Consider the following 16,454-nt stretch of genomic DNA (forward strand, 5'->3'; position numbering starts at 1 on the left):
GCACAAGTCGAGGAGGGCACAAGTCGAGGACGGCACAAGGGGCAGGGCAGCATCAGGGGCAGGGCGGTTCCGCCGGGGCCGTCGCGGCTCGCCKCCCCGCACGGGTCGCCGCGGGCCGTCGGCACCTCACAGGCCGTCGGCGAGCTCGCGGATCTGCTCGATGAGACGCACCCGCTCCAGGTGCGTCGGCGCCACCGGATTGACGGCGAGCGTCGTGACCCCGGACTCCGCGAACACGGCGAGCCGTTCGGCCACCCAGCCGCGCGGCCCGATCAGGGAGAGCCTCTCCAGCAGGCCGGCCGGCACCGCGGCGGCGGCTTCCTCCTTACGACCCGCGAGGTAGAGGTCCTGGACAAGCTTCGCCTCCGCGGCGTAGCCGTAGCGGTGAGCCAGGTCGTTGTAGAAGTTGCGGCCCCGCGCGCCCATGCCCCCCATGTACAGCGCGAGCTGCGGCCGGTCGGTGTCGCGCAGCGCGGTGACGTCGTCGCCGACGGCCAGGGACGCCCCGRCCCAGACGTCCAGGGTGCCGAGCGCCGGGTCCCGCTTGGCCGTACCGGCCCGCACCGCCTCGCCCCACACCTCGTCCGCGCTGTCCGGCAGGTAGAAGGCGGGCATCCAACCCTCGGCGAGCTCGGCGGCGAGCTCGACGTTCTTCGGACCGAGCGCGGCCAGCACGATCGGGATCCGGTCCCGCACCGGTCGATTAATGATCTTCAAGGGCTTGCCGAGGCCGGTCCCCCGCCCCGCGGTGAGCGGGATGTCGTAGTGATGGCCGTGGTACTCGAGGACCTCCCGGCGCCAGACCTTCCGGCAGATCTCGATGGTCTCGCGGGTCCGGCCCAGCGGGGCATCGTAGGGGACGCCGTGGAAACCCTCRATGACCTGCGGCCCCGACGCGCCGATCCCGAGGGTGAACCGCCCGCGCGAGACGAAGTCGAGGCCCGCGGCGGTCATCGCGATGAGGCTCGGGGTGCGCGTGTAGAGCTGCATGATCCCCGAGGCGATCTCGACGCGTGAGGTCCGGGCGGCGAGGAACCCCAGCTGGCTGACCGCGTCGAAGCTGTAGGCCTCGGCGACCTGGACGACCTGGAGCCCGGCCTTCTCGTAGTCGGCGAGCCCCGAGACGGTCTCCTCGAAACCTCCGCTGTACCCCAGCGACATCGCGATACGCACGTACGCCACTCCTCCGGCCGGCTCCCGCCACGGCCCCTTCGACCCTGGCGTCTCACCCCCGAGTTTGACTCTGGCCGCGACTCAGGCACCACCGACCGGGGCTGGGAGCGTTGCTTTGTTCTTTTATGATCTTGTTTTTTATGATCTTGGGTGTGGATGCTCGTCAACACCGTTGATTATCTTGCTGTCCTCGGGCGTCCGTCCGCGGCACCGCCGGGATCACCGGATTCGGCGATCACCGGATTCGGCGTGGATGCGGCCGCGGGTGGCTCGCAACGGGCGGCCACTCCCGCCCCACCGGTTCTGGATGATTTCCGCGGCGATGGAGACGGCCGTCTCCTCGGGCGTGCGCGCACCCAGATCCAGTCCGATGGGTGAGCGCAGCCGGGCCAGGTCGGACTCGCTCACCCCGTCCTCGCGCAGCCTGCGCAGCCGGTCGGCGTGGGTGCGCCGCGACCCCATCGCCCCGACGTATCCGGCCGGGGAGCGCAGCGCCGCGCGCAGCACCGGGAGGTCGAATCTGGGGTCGTGGGTGAGGACGCAGATCACCGTGCGCGCGTCGACCTCGGTGCGGGCGAGGAACGCCGCCGGTCGCTCGCATACCACCTCGTGGGCGTCGGGGAAACGGCGAGGAGTGGCGAAGACCGGCCGCGCGTCGCACACCGTCACCCGGTAACCGAGGAAACGCCCGATGCGGACCACCGCGGCGGCGTAGTCGATCGCCCCGAAGACCAGCATCCGCGGCGGYGGCGCGAACGAACAGACGAACACCGGTACCGCGTCGAGTCGCCCCTGCCCGTGGAGACCCCCCTGCCCGTGGAGACCGTAGTGACGCAGGCCGCTGAGCCCGGCCGCGAGCATGCCACGGGCGTCGTCGACCGCGGTCACCTCGCACCCGGTCACCTCGCACCCGGTCACCTCGCACCCGGTCACCTCGCACCCGGTCACCTCGCACCCGGACGAACCGAACGAACCGGCGGTCCGCTCCGGCCACACCGCGACCTGGCTGCCCAGCCGCTCGCCACCGACCACGGTCAGCAGCGCCACCGGCTCGTCGGCGGCGATCGCCGCAAGGACCGCGTCGAGCGGCAATGGCCCCGGGTCCGACTGACCCGGCGGGGGCGACAGATCWGACACGTCCGGCAGGTGCGGCAGGTGCGGCGTAACAACCAGATCGATGACGCCGCCGCAGGTAAGTCCGACGGCGGCCACGTCGTCATCGCGGATCCCATAGGTCTCGAAGGCCGGCGTCCCCGTGCGGACCACCTCGGCGGCCGCCTCGTACACGGCGCCCTCCACGCAGCCGCCGGACACACTGCCGACGACCTCGCCATCGGCAGCCACAGCCATCGCCGCGCCCGGCTGGCGCGGCGCGCTGCCCCGGACATCGACGACCGTGGCCACCGCGAACGCGGTGCCCGCCGCCCGCCACCGGCGCAGGGTGCCGGCGATCTCGCGCACCACCCCCACCTCCCCCGCCGACCGGGCGAACCCGCGGGCACGCGCGCCCCCGAGCCCTGGCGTCACCCGTCACGATAGAAGCCGGCAAGGGCCGCACAGGGACCTGACAGTCGCGATCATCACCGGTGCGGGCGGCACGTTCCGCTCCAGCATGGCGGACGCCGCAACGCCGTGTCCCGATCCACCCGGCCCTGCTGGCTGCATCCCGCAACCCAAGCCGCCCCGCCACGCGTGTCCGCCTAATTACGACATCCACCGTAATTCGAAGAGCCGAACTGTTCCGCGTCCAGACCTGTCGTACGATGAATCCGCAACGAATTCTCCTTCTACGAGAAGGACCAGGAAACCGAGACCATGACCACTATTGCTACCGAGGAACGTATCTCCTGGCAGCGCGCGACCATCGAGGAGCACATCCGCCAGGAGAACGCCAAGGATTGGGAGAAGGTCTACGACACCTTCCTGCGCGACGAGCGTGCCTTCTACGACGTCGTCCCGATGAACGCCCGCTACGAAGGCATCCGCGGTGTGCAGGACTTCTACGAAATGCTCGCCCTTGCCCTACCGGACTTCATCATCACTGTTACCGGAGAATACGACCTCCCCGGTTACTCCTGGCGAGAGGTGACCCTGGTAGGGACACATCAGGGCGAGTTCGCCGGCATTGYCCCTCGGGGTCGTCCGGTTCGTTTCGAAGGCGTTGTGCTCTACATCTTCAGYGGCCAGGAACCGGGCAAAATCATTGCCGAGCGCGCGTACTGGGACAACGACTCGATCTTCCGTCAGATGAAGGGGGAGACCGACGCTCCGCGCGGCGGCGTGGGCCTGACCGACCGCGAACCCATCCGAGCGGCCATCGCCTGACCCAAAATCCGCGGGCAGGGCACGCCCTCGTCGCGAGCGCCGCCACACCTCTCCCTGAACCCGGCCCCTCAAACGCGACCCCTCCCTAAAACCGGCAGCATCCCCGCCAGGATGCCGCCAACCAGGCAAAACGGCGGCGTTCAGGGCACCGGGGGCGGCTCAGGGGGCCGGATGCAGCTCCGTGCGCAGCTCGTGGCTGCCGTCCGGCCGGGAGGCCTCGTAGTACAGCCGCCGGCCGCCGTCCGGGAGCTCGACCACGCTGACGTAGCGCAGGGCGCCGTCCCCGTCCGGACAGACCGCGACCGGCTCGGTGCCGACCGCGTGGAACCGGTCGACGGTCACCCCGACGGCGAGACCGGTGCGTTCCGCCCAGTTCTCYGCCGCGGTGGCCCGACCGTCGTACAGGGCGACCGGCTGGGAGCCGCCCGTGAGCACGGAACTGATCCGCACGCCGCGGGCGTCCCAGCAGCCGGGGCGGGGCGCCAGCGCCGTTCCAGTCCAGGTCCAGGTCACGCCGTCCGGGCTCGTGGCGTGGCGGCTGTCCATCCGGTCCGTCGCCAGCGGGTCGTCGAGCAGATGGCAGGAGGCCCACAGATGCCACTGCCCGTCGTAATGGACCACGACCGGGTCCTTGACGGCGAGGCYGGCCGGATCGCCGGGCAGGACGGTACGGCGGCGGGCCGGGTCGAACGCCGCGGGGTCGTCGGCCTCCAGCAGGTCCACCCACCAGTGCGGGCTGCCCGCAGCCGCGCAGCTCACATAGAGCCGCCATGATCCCTGCGGGGTCACCACCAGAGCGGGCCGCTCCAGGCTCTCGGCTCCGAACGGGTCCCGGGGCACGACGGCGATCTCGGTGAAGTTCTCCCCGTCGGTGGAGCGGGCGATGACGACGCCGAAGCCCCGGCCGATCCCAACGGGACGGCGCAGCCGATAGGCCAGGTAAAATACGCCGCCCACCGCGATGGCGCACGGCGCGCCGGCCCAGTACCCCGGGCCGTCACCGGGCGGCGCGACCACGGTCACGGCGGGCCTCAGCCCGGGGAGCGGTACGGCCGTCGCCGCCAAGTGCTGTTTGCTCACTACCACGCGGCAACCCTACCGGCCGGGTAAGGATGACGAACGTTCCGTTCACGCCGTCCTGCCCTGACCGCTACTATCTTGAGGTCCCCGGTCGGATTACTGGAGTATGCGAGGTACGTACCCCGGGGCCGCCCACCGACCCCAGTCGCTTACCGACCCCAGTCGTCCAGGAGCGCCCGTCATATGGCCCTTCCCGACTTCCTCGTGATCGGCGTGCCGAAAGCCGGAACGACGGCGCTGCACGCGGCACTCGTCCGACACCCGGCGCTGTTCCTCCCGTCGGTGAAGGAGCCGAAGTTCTTCCTGTCGCAGGGGCCGCCGCCGGCCCGGGGCGGCCCCGGTGACGCCCAGACGTACCAGGAGCACGTGTGGCGGCGGGCCGACTACGAAGCGCTGTTCGATGCCGCTCCGGCGGGGACGCTCAAGGGCGAGGTCACTCCGTTCTACCTCTACGACCTGGACGCCCAGAACCGGATCAGGCGGCTCCTGCCGAAGGCGCGGATCATCGTCATGCTGCGCAACCCGGTCGACCGCGCACATTCGAACTGGACCCATCTGTGGGCGGCGGGGCTGGAGTCGGAACGTGACTTCGTCCGGGCCTGTGCTCTGGAGCGTGAGCGCCGGGACGCCGGCTGGGCCCAGTTCTGGCACTACGTCTCCCTCGGCCTGTACGGGGAGCAGCTCAGCCATCTGTTCACCCTGTTCTCCCGCGACCAGGTCCTGCTGCTGCGCTACCGGGACCTGCGCGACTCCCCCGCCGCCACGCTGGACCGGGTCTGCGAGTTCCTCGGCGTCGAGACGGGTCTGGTGGACCTGGTGCCCGCCGAGAACGTCACGCCGTTCGTCGCGGACACCCCCGTGAACAGCGTGCTGCGCGCGGCGCTACGCACCGGCGGGCGGATCGGGCACCACTTCCCGGTTCCCGCGCGCAGGACCTTCCGCGGTCCGCTGCTCACCGCGTTGCAGCGGCAGAAGGGCGGACGCCCGAAGCTCACCGCCGAGCAGCACCGCGCCGTGCTGCCGTACTTCGTCGACGACATCGCCCGCCTCGAAGAGATCACCGGCCTGTCCTACGTCGACTGGCTCACCGTGGGCCTCGAACCCGAGATCATCGACTGACGAGATCATCGACTGACAGGGCCGGCGACCGGCGGGGCCGGCCGAGGTCAGCCGAGTGATCGTGGGTCGGCGGGCACGTCAACGGCGTGGGCGCGCAGCGCCTCCAGCGGGATGACCTCCAGGGCGCGTTCGTGCGTCGAGGCCAGCACGACAGGCGCGGCGGCCCCCGCCTCATAGGCCTGCAGCCACCGTACCGCGACCACGCACCAGCGGTCACCCGGGCGCAGGCCGGGGAAGGAGTACTCGGGTCGGGGCGTCGACAGGTCGTTGCCGACCTGCCGCTGGTGCCGTAGGAACTCGGTGGTGACCACCGCGCACACGGTATGGCTACCGAGATCCTCCGGACCGGTGCTGCAGCACCCGTCGYGGTAGAAGCCGGTCACCGGATCGGTGCCGCAGGGCTCCAGTTCCCCACCGAGAACGTTCCGTTCATCTGCCACATCGACAGTTTCTCCCACYCGTCCGGTGGCGACACGGCAACCACCCGGATCGGGCCCGCGAGGTCGCTCACCGCAGCTGTGCGGGCAGCGCGTCGGCGTGCACGACGGTGAGGGCGCTCACGGCGCGGGTGAGGACGACATAGAGCCGGCGCAACCCCTGCAACAGCCACGCCTCACCCGCCACGATCGCGGCGGGTTCCACCACGATGACATGGTCGAACTCCAGTCCCTTGGCGAGCGAGGCGGGCACGAGGCAGGCCCGCCCGGGTGGGGTGTCCCCGTCGAGCGGGACGATCGGCATCGGCAGCCGCGCGGCGTCCAGCGCCGCCGCGAGTGCCGCCACCTCCCGGTCGGCGACGATGATCGCCAGCGAGCCGGGGTGCGGCAGGGTCCGGCGGGTGTGGTCGACCACCGCGGCGGTGAGCCCCTGCGGGGTGGTTGGGGCCGTCGTCAGCGCGCCGCGCGTGGTCCGCGCCGAGGTCGCCGGACGCAGATCCGGGGCGATGTGGCGCAGGAGCCGGTTCGCGAAGTCGAGGATCTCCGCGGGCACCCGGTAACCGCGGGTCAGCACCTCCAGGTGCGCCGTGGGTTTGCCGAGATGGGCCAGCAACGTCGGCCACGAGGTCGCGGCCCAGCTGGTGGTGCCCTGGGCGATGTCCCCGAGGACGGTGGCGGAGCCGTCCGCGCAGCGGCGGCCGAGCGCGCGGCACTGCATCGCGGAGAGGTCCTGCGCCTCGTCGATGATCACGTGCCCGAAGCCCGGTCCGCTCTCGATGAGGTCCCGGGCCTCATCGACGCAGAACGCGTCGGCGAGCGACCAGCGCGCCGTCCGGACCCCGCCCCGCGGTGCGCCGGTCAGCAGCAGGCGCTGTTCGTCGTCGGTGAGCACCCCGTCGGCCGCCGACGCCAGGAACGCCGGGTCGGTGAGCAGGCGGTGCACCAGGCCCGGCGCGTCGGCCCGCGGCCAGACCGCCTCGACGGCCTCGCGGACGGCCCGGCCGCGGGCGAGGGTGCGCAGCGCCCCGTCGGTGAAGAAGTGTCCGCTCGCCTCGGCCCGGCGACGGACAGACTCGGCGATCCGGCCGGCCAGGCGTGCCCGGGCGGTACCGTAGCGCAACGCGCCCGCGCCCAGCTGCGCGATCAGGTCGGCGGCCAGGTCCACGAACTCGTCGGCGCCGACCGTCCACCGGCCGACCCGGGTGTCCACGGAGACCGGCCGGGTGGGCGGGMGGATCGCCCCGTGCAACGCCCGACGGATCACCGTCGCCATCCGGGCGTCGCCCTTGAGCGCGGCCACGTCGTCGGGGTCCGTGCCGCGCACGGCGACCGCGCCCACCACGTCGTCGAGGGTGCTGTGCCGCACCGTGAACTCCCCGAGGGAGGGCAGCACCGCGGCGATGTAGCCGAGGAAGGCGCGGTTGGGGCCGACGACGAGTACCCCGCAGCGCCGCAGCTGCTCACGGTGGGCGTAGAGCAGATAGGCGGCCCGGTGCAGCCCCACGGCGGTCTTTCCCGTCCCCGGGGCGCCCTGGACGCACACGCTCACGGCGAGATCCGCCCGGACGATCTCGTCCTGCTCGGGTTGGATCGTCGCAATGATGTCGCGCATCGGCCCGGTGCGGGGCCGTTCGATCTCCCGGTCCAGCAGGTCGCCGGCCGGCCCGGTCGCCTCCCCCGCCGGCTCTCCCGCCGCCGCCGGCTCTCCCGCCGCCGTCCCCGCCCCCGAGCGGCGGGGGATGAGCGGTTCGTCCTCGAACGCGGTGAGCTCCGCCCCGTCGTAGCCGAACCTGCGTCGGACCGTGAGCCCCATCGGGTCGCCCGGATGCGCCCGGTAGAACGGCCGGGCGACCTCGGTGCGCCAGTCGACGACCAGCGGATCGTCCCCGGCAGCCTCGCGCACGTGCCGCCGCCCGAGGTAGAAGCGCTGGCCGGGGACCCGGGGCGCGTCGGGCCCGTAGTCGACCCGGCCGAAGAACAGCGGCGTCGAATGCTCCTGCTCGGTGAAGCTGGCGAGCCGCCGTTGCTTCGCCAGCTTCAGGTAGGCGTTCGTCACCTTGTCCACGACCGCGTCGCCCGCGGCAATCTCCGTTCCCTCGACCTCGGCCCGCATCCCCGCCAGCGCCCGCCGGCTGCGCCGGAGGTGCTCGCGTTCCGCGGCCAGCTCCGCGTCCGGTCCGGCCACATCGACAGCCACATCGACGGCCAGGTCGACCGGATCCGCATCCGGTTCGGCGTTCATGCCGTCAATCATCACCGAGCACCCCTTTCTTAACTCGGTAAGGAATACTATCCGGACGAAGGCGGCACTCCCCGCCGCAACCCGCGATCATGAAGGAACAGTCAGGACATGGCAGGCACTCAGGCGTAGTCGGGGAGGGCACGCCGCAGGGCGCGGAACGCCTGATGCGCGGCGGCAAGCGCGTCCGGGAACACCTGCGCGGCGGACCGTCCCTCCCCCAGCCGGGCCCAGTTCTCCCGGGCCAGCACCCGCCGGACGGCGATGATCTGCGCGGCAGCCAGCCGGGCCGCGAGCTCGCCGGCCGCCGGCACCGCCGCGGCCAGCGCGGCGGCGAGGGCATCCTCATCCTGCCCGGTGTGCTGGGCCAGCCTGCCGAGCAGACTCGGGGTGGAGAAGACCATGCCGTGGTAGGCGAGCACCTCGCGGTCGTCGTTCAGACCGGTGACCGGCTCCCGRCGCTCGAGCCCGGCGGCGAGATGTTCCTCGATGGCGGCCAGCGGCGAACTGCCCGCCGGGCGCTGCGCCACCACCCGGGCGAACTCCCCACGATGGTCGAGGATCCGGTGCAGGACCAGGTCCTCCTTGCTCGTGAAGTAGGTGAACAGCGTCGGCTTCGACACCCCGGCCGCCGCTGCGACCTCCGCCACCGACACCGCACCGAAGCCGCGGTCGAGGAACAGCGCGATGGCCGCCGCGGACAGCGCGTCGTGGGTGCGCCGCTTCTTGCGCTCACGCCGGCCGGCGGGCTCGCACATTCGATCAATCTAGCAAGGGCTGATCCGCCCCGCCGGGACGGACGGCACCGGCCGCCGGGCCCGGGAACAACGGGAACAACGGGAACAACGGGAACAACGGGAACAACGGGACGCTACGCGACGTGGACGAAGGGGCGCCGCCGCGGGTCGCTCTCGGCCTCCCGCAGCACCTCGCGGGTGACGGTGGCGACCTCACCGACCCCGAAGAACAGGAAGCGCATGAGGTTGAGCAGCGGATTGCCCTCGGTCCACTCGAAGTAGACGTGCGGGCGCACCCCGGTGGTGTCGCGCAGGTGGAGTAGCAGGGCGGCGATGGCGTTCGGCACCGAGGTGCTGGTGACGCGCAGGACCCGGTAGCCGTGGCGCTGTTCGCTCCGCACCTCGAGCTYGCGTTCGAACTCGGAGGAGTCCGGCACCTCCACCTCGATGAACAGCAACGGCACGCCCGCCGGGACGTACAGCTCCTCGCGGACCTTGCGGATCTTGTCCCGGTACTCCGCGGCGTCGCCGACGTCGAGCTCGTTGGCGACGAGATGCAGTGATCCGCTAGCGGCGGCCTCGCCGACCCAGCAGGCGGCCGCCGGGTCAAGGCGCACCCCGGTCACCCGCAGCTCCAGAGAACGCACCGCCCGGGACATGAACGATACCGCGATGATGGCGATGATGAAGATCGAGCCGATGATCAGACCGTCCGGCCGTTCGATGATGTTGGCGATGGTCGTGTAGATGAAGACCACCGCGATGGCGCCGTAGGCGACCGCCAGCCGGCGCCGGCCGCGACGGGCCGCGGACAGGGTGACCGCCAGCGACGCGGAGGTGATCAGGACGAGGACCCCGGTGGCGTACGCCCCGCCCTGCTTGTCGACGCTGGCCCGGAACACGACGGTCACCAGGAAGCCGATCAGGGTGAACACGACCACCAGCGGGCGCACCGCCCGGGCCCAGTGCGGCGCCATGCCGTAACGCGGCAGGTAGCGGGGAACGAGGTTGAGCAGCCCGGCCAGCGCCGACGCGCCGGCGAACCAGAGGATCAGGATCGTGCTGACGTCGTAGACGGTGCCGAAGACGGCGCCGAGCTCCTGGTGGGCGAGGTAGGCCAGCGCCCGGCCGTTGGCGGGGCCGCCAGCGGCGAAGTCCTTCTCCGGGATGAGTAGCGTCGTGCTGAAACTGCTGGTGATGAGGAACACCGCCATGATGCCCGCGGCGGTGGTGAGCAGCCTGCGGGTGTCGCGGATGCGCCCGAGCGGGTTCTCCTCGCTGTCGCCCGGTCCGCCCCGGATCAGCGGCATCACCGCGACCCCCGTCTCGAATCCGGACAGGCCCAGCGCCAGCTTCGGAAAGATGATCAGCGCGAAACCGACCAGCAGCAGCGGGTTGGGATGCTCGCTGACCAGCAGCGCGTGCCAGTTGTCGAAGACGCGGGGATGGGCCGCGACCCGGCCGAGGGAGGTGGCCACGACCACCGCGTTGAGCGCCAGATAGGCGACGACGAGCACGACGGCGATGCCGACGGCCTCGGTGAAGCCCATCAGGAAGATCCCGCCGAGCAGCGCCAGCAGGACCAGTGTCACCACCACCCGATGGCCCGCCAGCACCGAAGGGGCGTAGGGGTTTTCCAGGATGTGCGCGGTCGCGTCGGCCGCGGACAGCGTCACCGTGATGAGAAAGTCGGTGCACGCGAAGCCGAGCAGCACCAAGACGAGAAGCTTGCCCTTCCACCAGGACAGCTCCTTCTCCAACATCGCSATGGAGCCCTCCCCGTGGGGGCTCTCCCCGGCGACCCGCCGGTAGACCGGCAACGCGCCGAACAGCGTCACCGCCACCAGCACGACGGTCGCGATCGGGCTGACGCTCCCGGCCGCCAGCGCCGCGATGCCCGGCTGGTAGCCGAGCGTGGAGAAGTAGTCGACACCGGTCAGGCACATCACCCGCCACCACGGGTGCAGCCTGTACTCGCCGGACGGCGCGGCATGCGGGCCGGCATGCCGCTGCGCCCGATCGGCGCCCTCCAGCATCCAGGAACGCAGGCGACGGGGGCTGGAAGAACGCTGTTCGTGCTCGGTGAYGGCCAACGCGGGACACACCTTCCGGACGGCGCTCGCCGCAGGGACACCTCTCCCGCCGGGAGCGGGAACAACCGGGCCGTGGGAACGTGGGCGCGGACCGGCCTGCCGAGCATCCCCCACACCCCGACAACATCCCACAGGCGTCATCCCACGAGCATCACGGCATCGCCCTGGGCTGCCGCGGCAGGTAGCCGGCCGGACCTCGCGGATGAACCGGACGCCGCTTCGATGCGCGCCACGCCGACTCTCCCACAGCGTCCTTGGATGTCCGGTCCGGCTGCGGGGCGATCCGGCGACCTAGCCCGCCGTGCTGCGCCTCGACGGGCTGCACTACGACAGCCTCGGTACGTTCGGGGATGGCGACGTGCGGCGGCGATGGCTGCGCCTCGACCCCAGCGGCTACCGACCGCAGGTGTACGAACAGCTCGTGGCCATTTACCAGGCGCACGGCCACGATGCCGACGCACGGATGGTTCTGCTCGTGAAACAACGGCATCGACGCGAGACGCTGGCGCCGGCGGCGAAGATATGGAGCCACCTGCAGGACCTTCTCGTGGGATACGGATTCCGCCCGGTGCGGGCCGCCTCGTGGATCGCGCTTCTGGTGGTCGCCGGCAGCGTGCTGTTCGACCTACGGCCGCCGGCGCCGGTCGACGACACCGCCGCGTCGGCCTTCCACGCCCCYGTCTACACCCTCGACCTGCTGCTGCCCCTCATCGACTTCGGGCAGGAGCAGCACTTCACCCCGCGCGGCGCGACGGTCTGGTTCGCCTACTTCCTCATCGCCGCCGGTTGGACGCTCGCGACGACGGTCGCCGCCGAAATCACCAGAATGCTACGCGGTGGTTGACGCCGGACCTGGACGGCCGTTAACGCGTTACGCACGCTCGTCGCGCGCTCGTGAGGAACCGGAGCCGACCGCGACCTGCTCCCCGTCGCTGCCCCCGGTGGTTGACGACGGCGGTCCGCGGGCGGGGCAGACTCGCCGGATGGAGGTTCTCAGTAGCCGCATCCTGCTCCGGCCCACGGATCCGCAGCGCAGTCATCACTTCTACCGCGAGACCCTCGGGCTGGCGGTCTACCGCGAGTTCGGGCCGCCGGAGGAACCCGGGCTGGTGTTCTTCCTCGGCCAGGGCCTGTTGGAGGTGTCCGGGCACTCGCCGCGGCCGGCACGGCCGGTGGGCACGGGCCGGGAACCGGCGGGCACGGGCCGGGAACCAGTGAGGACGGCGCGGCTCTGGCTGCAGGTGCGTGACCTGGCAGCCGAACACGCCCGGTTGAACGCGGCGGGTGTCGTCATCACCCGGGAGCCGCGGCGTGAGCCGTGGGGACTCGACGAGATGTGGATCGAGGATCCGGACGGCGTCCCGATCGTGGTCGTGGAGATCCCGCCCGATCATCCCCTGCGCCGGGACCGGAGATCCCTCGCCGACGGCTGACGCGCGGGCCCGTCGGGACGGCGGGGCTCACCCGGACGACCCGGTGCACCCTCGTCGGCGGCGGACCGGGAGGCCAGGCTCGCCGACGGCGGACCGGGAGGCCAGGCGGTCGCAGGCAGGGTGACGGTGACGACCGCGCCGCCGTCCGGACAGTTGGCCGCCTCGACGGTGCCGCCGTGTGCACTGATGATCGCGGCGACGATCGCGAGACCCAGCCCGGCGCCGCCGTGGTCCCGGGTGCGGGCGGTGTCCGCGCGGCGGAACCGTTCGAACACGTGCGGCAGGAACTCGGGGGGGAACCCGGGGCCGCGGTCGCGGATCTGCACGATGACGACCTCGCCCGGCCCGTCCACACCCACCCACGGCCCGACGACCCGCCGCGGTGTGCGGCATCCCCGCAGCTCGACGACGCTGCCCGCGGGTGCGTGACGCGCGGCGTTGGCAAGCAGGTTGTCGACCGCCCGCCGGAGCATGTCCCCGTCGCCGAGGACCTCCAGCGGCCGCTGCGCGTCGGCGACGCCAAGCCGGAGTCGTAGCCCGCGCGCCTGGAGAAAGCCCGTCGCTGCCCGGGCGGAGCGGGTGAGTACCTCGTCGAGCGCGACCCGCCCCTGTCCGACGAGACCACCGTCCATCCGGGCGAGCGTGAGCAACGACTCGGCCAGCCGGATGAGCCGATCGGTCTCGTCCGAGACGTTGACGATCGCCTCGATCAGCTCCTCGCGCGTGCGACCGGGACGGGCGGCGAGCTCCAGCTCGGCCTTGAGCACGGTCAGGGGCGTCCGCAGCTCGTGGCCGGCGTCGGCGACGAAGGCACGGTCCCGGGCACGGGCCGCGTTCAGCCGGCGGAGCAGGTCGTTCATCGTTCTGGCCAGAGCGGCGATCTCGTCATGGGTCGCGGGCACCGCCAGCTCGCCGTTCCTGCCGGCGGTGACCGGGTCGCCGCCACCGGCGGCGACCGGACCGGCGGCGACCACCTCCGCGGCCGCCATGGCGGCCGCCTGCCGGCGCATCCGCTCCACCGGCCGCAGCGCCGCCCCCGAGAGCAGCCAGGCGGCGAGGCCGGCCAGCGCGATCGTCGGAGCCGTCGCCACCACCATCACGTTGCGGACCCGGTCCTCGGCCCTGTCGGTGAGGTGCGTCGGCGTGCCGACGACCGCGATCATGGTGGCCCGGCCCGTGTGCACCGCCACGGCCAGGACGCGGACATCTCCGGTCGGCCTGATCCCGGTGCCGGCCCGCACTTCCCGGGTGACCAGGGTCGGCTGCGCCCGGGCCCGGGCGAGCTGGTCCGCGGTCAGCAGCGGCCGCGACCCGGCGTCCGGCGACGAGACGATCGGCGTCCCGTCCGCCCGGAGCACCTGGGCGATCGATCCGCCGCCCACGAGCAGATCGGCCGCATCGGCTCGACCAACGCCCCCGGCGCCCCCGGGCCGGGCGGCATCAAACCGATCGGCGAGCCTGACCGTCAGCAGATCCGACCGGGTCCGCAGGTCGGCGTCAACGGAGTCCCGCAGGTTCACCCGGAGCAGCAGGTAGAACAGGACGCCAGCGACGGCGAGCACGATCGCGGTCCCCAGCGCGAACAGCAGGGTCAGCCTCACCCGGATCGGCACGTCGGGCTACGATCCCCCGTCGACGACCGGGCCGGGCGCGGCAGACGCACCGGGCGCGGCAGACACATCAGGTGTGCGGGACCTCCCGGGCGGCGTCTCGGCCGGGGTCCGTAGCCGGTATCCGACCCCGCGGACGGTCTCGATGAGCGACGGACCGTCCGGAATGTCGATCTTCCGGCGGACGTAGCGCACGTACTGGTCGACGATGTTGGAGGTGCCGTCGAAGGCGAAGTCCCAGACGTGATCGACGATATAGGTACGGGTCAGAACCTCGTCGGGATGGCGCATGAGCAGGTGGAGGAGCGCGAACTCCTTCGCGGACAGGTCGAGTGGCGATCCAGCCCGCAGGACGCGGTGCTCGGCCGGGTCGAGGCGAAGATCCCCGATCCGCAGGACGGTGGGGCGTTCCACGGCCCCGCGCCGCACGAGCGCCCGCAGCCGGGCGGTCAGTTCCCCGAAGCTGAACGGCTTGGGCAGGTAGTCGTCGGCACCCGCGTCGAGACCGCGGATACGGTCGTCAACGTCCCCCCGGGCGGTGAGCATGAGCACCGGGGCCCAGCGGCCCGCCTCGCGCAGGCGGCGGCACACCTCGAATCCGTCGAGACCGGGAAGCATGAGGTCCAGGACGATCGCGTCGTAGCCGATCTCGGTCGCCTGCCAGACCGCGTCGGCGCCGTCACCGACGACGTCGACCGCGTAGCCCTCCTCGACCAGGCCACGGCGGAGCAGGGCGGCGGTGCGCGCCTCGTCCTCGACGACCAGTACCCGCATGGAACGGATCGTAGAGCTGCTGCGAGCGCAGAACCGCTCCGGTCTGCGGCCGGTGTCACGGCCGGTGGCGCCGCGGGACTCGGTCATCACAMCATGTTCACATGATCGAAGGCGCACGGTGCCGGGCATGTCCTCGTTCAGCTACGCCGAGGCGGGCGTGATCGGTGCCCTGCAGGGCGCCACGGAGTTGTTCCCGGTGTCCAGCCTTGGTCACAGCGTGCTCGTGCCGGCTCTCATCGGCGGCCGATGGGCAGCGGACCTCGACGTCTCCGCGCCCGAGTCGCCCTACCTCGCCTTCATCGTCGCCGTGCACGTGGCCACCGCCGCGGCGCTTATCGTCGCCTTCCGTGACGACTGGCGGCGCATCATCACGGGCCTGGCCGTCTCGGTCCGGGACCGGCGGGTCACCACCGCCGACGGCCGGCTCGCCTGGCTGATCATCCTTGGGACCGTTCCGGTGGGCATCGTCGGGCTGCTCCTCGAGCATCCGCTGCGCACCCACCTGGGCCGGCCGCTGCCGGCCGCCGTGTTCCTCACCGTGAACGGCATGATCATGCTGCTGGGGGAGCGTCTGCGCCGCCGGTCGACGACCGGCGGCGCTCCCGGGCCGGCCGGATACCGGGACGAGCACACCATGCCGATACCACGCTCGGCGCCGGTCACGGGCCGCAGGGTCGGGACGCGCCCGGCCTCCGGTCCCCTGGTAGCTCACGGATCCGCACCCGGGTCCGGGCCCGGCAACCACTCGAAGGCCGTGACGACCGAGACGGCACTACCCGAAGCCGAGGATGTGACACTACCCGAAGCCGAGACAGCACTACCCGAAGCCGAGACAGCACTACCCGAAGCCGAGACAGCGGCCCGGCACGCCGACCGGCGGCTCGCCGCGCTGCCGCGCCTGGACGCCCTGCTCGTCGGGGTGGCGCAGACCGCCGCCCTGGCTCCGGGAATCAGCCGGTCGGGCGTCACGATGATCGCCGGYCTGTCCCGGGGACTCTCCCACCTCGACGCCGCCCGGTTCGCGTTCCTGCTCGCCACCCCGGTGATCCTCGCCGCCGGCCTGCTGAAACTCCCCGACCTCCTCGGCCCGCTCGGAGACGGTGTTCGCGGTCAGACCCTGTTCGGGGCGATCGTCGCCGGCGTCGTGGCCTACGTGTMCATCCGGTTCCTGGCCCGATGGTTCGAAACCCGCACGGCGACCCCCTTCGCCGTCTACTGCCTGGTGGCCGGTGCCCTGTGCGTCGTACGTTTCGGGATCTTCTGACGTTTCGGGATCTTCTGAACGGCACGGGACAGCAACGGGACAGCGCTGGAGGGCCCAGGACTCGGGTTCGTGCCACCAGCCGCAAAGTAGCTCTCTGTAGTGGCATGGTCCGTTTCGGAGTGGTTCGTAGTCGACGGTGACCCGGTCGACGGCGTCTTGGACGTCGTCGT

General features: G+C 71.7%; 14 protein-coding genes. 5 read left to right on the forward strand and 9 right to left on the reverse strand.

Features of this window, described 5'->3' with window-relative positions; translation table 11 throughout:
• Positions 1-126: 126 nt before the first annotated feature.
• Positions 127-1,173, reverse strand: coding sequence for an LLM class F420-dependent oxidoreductase (locus Manayef4_RS04905; protein WP_070130827.1), 1,047 nt, complete (start codon positions 1,171-1,173; stop codon positions 127-129).
• Positions 1,174-1,392: 219 nt separating this feature from the next.
• Complete coding sequence (locus Manayef4_RS04910; protein WP_070130828.1) at positions 1,393-2,634, reverse strand: XdhC/CoxI family protein; 1,242 nt, start codon at positions 2,632-2,634, stop codon at positions 1,393-1,395.
• Between the two features lie 354 nt (positions 2,635-2,988).
• Here Manayef4_RS04910 and Manayef4_RS04915 point away from each other — a divergent pair, with 354 nt between their 5' ends.
• Entirely contained in the window at positions 2,989-3,498 is a 510-nt protein-coding gene (locus Manayef4_RS04915; protein WP_070130787.1) for an ester cyclase, read from the forward strand.
• Between the two features lie 159 nt (positions 3,499-3,657).
• Here the strand turns inward: Manayef4_RS04915 and Manayef4_RS04920 are convergent, their stop codons facing one another.
• Positions 3,658-4,584 (reverse strand): hypothetical protein, encoded by a 927-nt coding sequence (locus tag Manayef4_RS04920; protein ID WP_070130788.1) that lies wholly within the window; start codon positions 4,582-4,584, stop codon positions 3,658-3,660.
• A 177-nt stretch (positions 4,585-4,761) separates the two neighbouring features.
• Here Manayef4_RS04920 and Manayef4_RS04925 point away from each other — a divergent pair, with 177 nt between their 5' ends.
• Positions 4,762-5,697 carry a sulfotransferase gene (locus tag Manayef4_RS04925; protein ID WP_011436807.1) on the forward strand — a complete coding sequence of 312 codons (936 nt, stop codon included), beginning with the start codon at positions 4,762-4,764 and terminating at the stop codon, positions 5,695-5,697.
• 47 nt (positions 5,698-5,744) lie between these two features.
• Here Manayef4_RS04925 and Manayef4_RS04930 read toward each other — a convergent pair whose 3' ends face one another.
• The 4 genes from Manayef4_RS04930 to Manayef4_RS04945 form a co-directional block, all read right to left on the reverse strand.
• Positions 5,745-6,137 carry a DUF2237 domain-containing protein gene (locus Manayef4_RS04930; protein WP_070130789.1) on the reverse strand — a complete coding sequence of 131 codons (393 nt, stop codon included), beginning with the start codon at positions 6,135-6,137 and terminating at the stop codon, positions 5,745-5,747.
• A gap of 67 nt (positions 6,138-6,204) precedes the next feature.
• A complete protein-coding gene (locus Manayef4_RS04935) occupies positions 6,205-8,376 on the reverse strand; it encodes an ATP-binding protein (RefSeq protein WP_070130790.1) in 2,172 nt (723 codons plus the stop codon).
• 119 nt (positions 8,377-8,495) lie between these two features.
• Positions 8,496-9,131 (reverse strand): TetR family transcriptional regulator, encoded by a 636-nt coding sequence (locus Manayef4_RS04940; protein WP_011436810.1) that lies wholly within the window; start codon positions 9,129-9,131, stop codon positions 8,496-8,498.
• A 113-nt stretch (positions 9,132-9,244) separates the two neighbouring features.
• Positions 9,245-11,146 (reverse strand): amino acid transporter, encoded by a 1,902-nt coding sequence (locus tag Manayef4_RS04945; RefSeq protein ID WP_070130791.1) that lies wholly within the window; start codon positions 11,144-11,146, stop codon positions 9,245-9,247.
• Positions 11,147-11,504: 358 nt separating this feature from the next.
• Between Manayef4_RS04945 and Manayef4_RS04950 the strand changes: the two genes are divergently transcribed.
• Positions 11,505-12,047 (forward strand): hypothetical protein, encoded by a 543-nt coding sequence (locus Manayef4_RS04950; RefSeq protein ID WP_051623843.1) that lies wholly within the window; start codon positions 11,505-11,507, stop codon positions 12,045-12,047.
• A 139-nt stretch (positions 12,048-12,186) separates the two neighbouring features.
• Entirely contained in the window at positions 12,187-12,636 is a 450-nt protein-coding gene (locus Manayef4_RS04955; RefSeq protein WP_070130792.1) for a VOC family protein, read from the forward strand.
• On the opposite strand, the gene Manayef4_RS04960 is transcribed toward Manayef4_RS04955, so the two are convergent.
• Positions 12,594-14,249, reverse strand: a complete 1,656-nt coding sequence (locus Manayef4_RS04960; protein WP_070130793.1) for an ATP-binding protein — start codon at positions 14,247-14,249, stop codon at positions 12,594-12,596. The genes Manayef4_RS04955 and Manayef4_RS04960 overlap by 43 nt on opposite strands.
• Positions 14,250-14,255: 6 nt before the next feature.
• On the reverse strand, positions 14,256-15,020 hold the full coding sequence (locus tag Manayef4_RS04965) for a response regulator transcription factor (protein WP_023840282.1): 765 nt from the start codon (positions 15,018-15,020) through the stop codon (positions 14,256-14,258).
• Between the two features lie 127 nt (positions 15,021-15,147).
• Between Manayef4_RS04965 and Manayef4_RS04970 the strand changes: the two genes are divergently transcribed.
• On the forward strand, positions 15,148-16,284 hold the full coding sequence (locus tag Manayef4_RS04970; protein ID WP_070130829.1) for an undecaprenyl-diphosphate phosphatase: 1,137 nt from the start codon (positions 15,148-15,150) through the stop codon (positions 16,282-16,284).
• Positions 16,285-16,454 lie beyond the last annotated feature (170 nt).

The organism is Frankia sp. CgMI4 (assembly GCF_001756285.1).
Classification (GTDB): Bacteria; Actinomycetota; Actinomycetes; order Frankiales; family Frankiaceae; genus Frankia; species Frankia casuarinae.